Source organism: Paraburkholderia rhynchosiae, from assembly GCF_002879865.1.
GTDB lineage: Bacteria > Pseudomonadota > Gammaproteobacteria > Burkholderiales > Burkholderiaceae > Paraburkholderia > Paraburkholderia rhynchosiae.
The window spans coordinates 1-3035 of sequence record NZ_PNXY01000086.1 but is presented as its reverse complement, the minus strand read 5'-3'; the positions used below and the strand labels follow the sequence as shown (position 1 = coordinate 3035).

Genomic DNA, 3035 nt, shown 5'->3' with positions numbered 1-3035 from the left:
TGGCGATGGGTCACGCACCGGATAGTTTTTTCGCCCCACGGACGAGTCAGTACGCCCAATTCGGCTAGCGCTTTGACCCATTGATGGCTGGACATTCCTGTCCCCCCGACCTGTACCTGCACGATATTGGTTTGAGGTTCACCGGCGGCAAAGGGCAAGGGCGCGCCGAGACCGTTCAGACGCGTGCTGAGCGCCCGTGCCTTGGAGTGGTCGTCCACGAGTCGCGTGCTCATGGTTTGCAGGGCTTCAAGGCCGGCGGCAGCCATGATGCCTGCCTGGCGCTGCGTGCCGCCGAGCATCTTGCGATATGCCCGCGCTCTCGCGATTGCAGCATCGCTTGCTGCGAGCACTGCGCCAACAGGTGCGCTCAGGCCTTTGGAGAGACACAGCGAAACGGATTCCGCATGTTGCGCAAGGGTTGCCGCAGGCAGGTTGAGTGCGGCCGCCGCATTCATCAGGCGCGCGCCGTCGATGTGCGCGGACGCGCCGGCCCCCTGCGCAATCTGATGGACGCCCTGCATATGTGCGAGTGGCAATACAGCGCCGCCGGCATTGTTGTGTGACGTCTCCATCGCGATGAGGCCAACTCGAATCCTGTGTGAACCCGGCCGGACGGCCGCCTCGAGCTGATCCAGGTCCATCGCGCCGGCCTTGCCTTCGATTGGTGTGTAAGCAAGGCCAGCAAGCAACGAGCCCCCGCGCTCGGTGGTGAACATATGGGCGGTTGATTCGAGCAGTACCTGCTCGTGTCGTCGTGTGTGAGCTAGCGCCGCGAGGAGGTTCGCCATTGTGCAGGTGGGCACATAGAGCCCGGCGTCCTTGCCCAGCATCGCCGCAACAGCCTCTTCGAGCGCCTGAACGGTCGGGTCGCCATCGAGACCATCATCGCCGACTGGCGCCTCGCGCATGCACGCATACATGGCATCGGTGGGGCGGGTGACGGTATCGCTGCGCAGATCGGCCAGTCGCACGTGATGTGCCTGGCGGGAATCGAAAATGGGAAAGTCCTGCATATCGGTTCTTTTGAAGGCTAGTGATGGAGGATCTTCGACAGGAAATGACGCGAGCGCTCGCTGCGTCCGGCGGTGTCGCCAAAGAAGTCGTCCTTGCTGCAGTCTTCGACGATGCGGCCGCCGTCCATGAAAACGACGCGATCCGCGACGCGTTGCGCAAACCCCATTTCATGAGTGACGACCATCATCGTCATGCCATCGCGGGCAAGATCGGTCATCACGTCGAGCACTTCGTTGACCATTTCCGGATCCAGCGCCGACGTTGGCTCGTCGAACAGCATGACGGCTGGATCCATCGCCAGCGCGCGAGCGATGGCCACGCGCTGTTGCTGACCGCCCGAGAGCGCTGCGGGATATTTGTCACGATGTGCTGCGAGACCGACCCGTTCGAGAAGCTGCATGGCCCGCTTCTGGGCCGCGCCGCGATCGCGTTTGAGTACGCGCATCTGGGCGAGGCACAGGTTCTCGAGGACGCTTAGGTGCCCAAACAGCTCGAAGCCCTGGAAGACCATGCCTGCGCGTGAGCGGATCTTGCCAAGATCGACGCGAGCTCCGGTGACGCCGATCCCGTCGATATGGATTTCGCCTCGCTGGACTGTTTCGAGACCGTTGACGGTCTTGATAAGCGTCGATTTGCCGGAGCCGGACGGACCGCACACGACGACCACTTCGCCTGCGGCCACCTGCGTGCTGCAGTCGGTCAGCACCCGGAAGGCGCCATACCATTTACTGATATTTTCAATCTGGATCATAGACATAAGTCAGCCGGATCAGTGCGCGTGGCGCACGGTTTCAAAACGTTTGATGAAGCGTGATGCGCCAAAGCAGATACCGAAATAGACGACCGCGGCCAACACGTACATCGGAACCGTGCTGCCGTCGCGAGCCGCGATCTCGGACGCTGCACCGAAGAAATCAGTCATCGAAAGCACATACACGAGGGACGTGTCCTGGAACAGCGTAATCACACGTGTCAACAATGCAGGCGTCATGTTGCGCACGGCCTGAGGCAGCACGACCGCGATCATCGTCTGACGATAACTGAGCCCGAGCGCGAGACCTGCCTGCACCTGTCCTCTTGCAATGGAGGCAATGCCGGCGCGCATGATTTCGCAGAAGTAAGCGGACTCGAAGAGCGTGAAGGTGATGACAGCGGAGCGATACGCGCCGACGTCGACCGGAGTAGGTGAATGTACGATCCAGGCACCGACGTACGGGGCGAGGAAATAGAACCAGAAAATGACCAGCAGCAGCGGCACGGAGCGCATGCCGTTCACATAGAGCGTTGCTGGAGTAGAGAGCAGCCTGGATGGCGACATCCGGCACAGCGCGAGCAGCGTGCCGAGCATCAGGCCGAATGCGGCAGCGAGTGCGGTGAGCGTCAGCGAAAAAGTCAGGCCGACTTTCAGCAGATACGGCAACGAGGCGGCAATTTCTTTCAGTCCGAGTAAGGTCATGATGTCCGCCCTAAGATGATTCGACTTCGGACAGCGGCAATGCGGACGATACCTTGCGCGAGCCGGCCGACGGCGCCGCTAACCTGCGCTCGACCAGCATCAGCCCATAGACGACCACGCTGTTGATCGCGAAGTAGATCAGCGTCGCAGCGCTGAACGCTTCGAAGGTGTGAAAACTGAATTCCTGCATCGACCGCGCCGCGCCCGTCAGTTCGAGCAGGCCGATCGTCATTGCGACTGAGGAGTATTTGATCGTCGCCATGAACTCGGAGGTGAGCGGCGGCACGACGACGCGAAACGCCTGCGGCAGGATCACGAAGCGGTACGCCAGGAAGCCGGACAGACCAAGCGCGAGCGCGGCCTGCCGCTGGCCCGCGCGCAGCGACCGGATACCGGAGCGCAAGGTTTCCGCAATGCGCGCCGTGCCGTAGAAGCCGAGGCAAAGCAGCGCGGGAAAAAACTGGCCCCACGGCTGCTGCATCTGTTTGATCGCGGTGCCGAGCGACCTGGGGAGCAATTCCGGCAGCACGAAATACCAGAGGAACATTTGCACCAGCAGCGGCAC

Annotated in this window: 4 protein-coding genes; all 4 read right to left on the bottom strand. The window is 61.6% G+C overall.

Annotated elements, in window-relative coordinates:
- Nucleotides 1-971: GntG family PLP-dependent aldolase (locus C0Z16_RS36830; RefSeq protein ID WP_244201522.1), on the bottom strand; the 971-nt coding region annotated here is incomplete at its 3' end.
- A 59-nt stretch (nt 972-1030) separates the two neighbouring features.
- Nucleotides 1031-1765: an amino acid ABC transporter ATP-binding protein gene (locus tag C0Z16_RS36825; RefSeq protein WP_102636832.1), complete on the bottom strand. Its 735-nt coding sequence runs from the start codon at nt 1763-1765 to the stop codon at nt 1031-1033.
- Nucleotides 1766-1783: 18 nt separating this feature from the next.
- Nucleotides 1784-2470: an amino acid ABC transporter permease gene (locus tag C0Z16_RS36820; protein WP_102636831.1), complete on the bottom strand. Its 687-nt coding sequence runs from the start codon at nt 2468-2470 to the stop codon at nt 1784-1786.
- Between the two features lie 10 nt (nt 2471-2480).
- Nucleotides 2481-3035: amino acid ABC transporter permease (locus C0Z16_RS36815; protein ID WP_102636830.1), on the bottom strand; the 555-nt coding region annotated here is incomplete at its 5' end.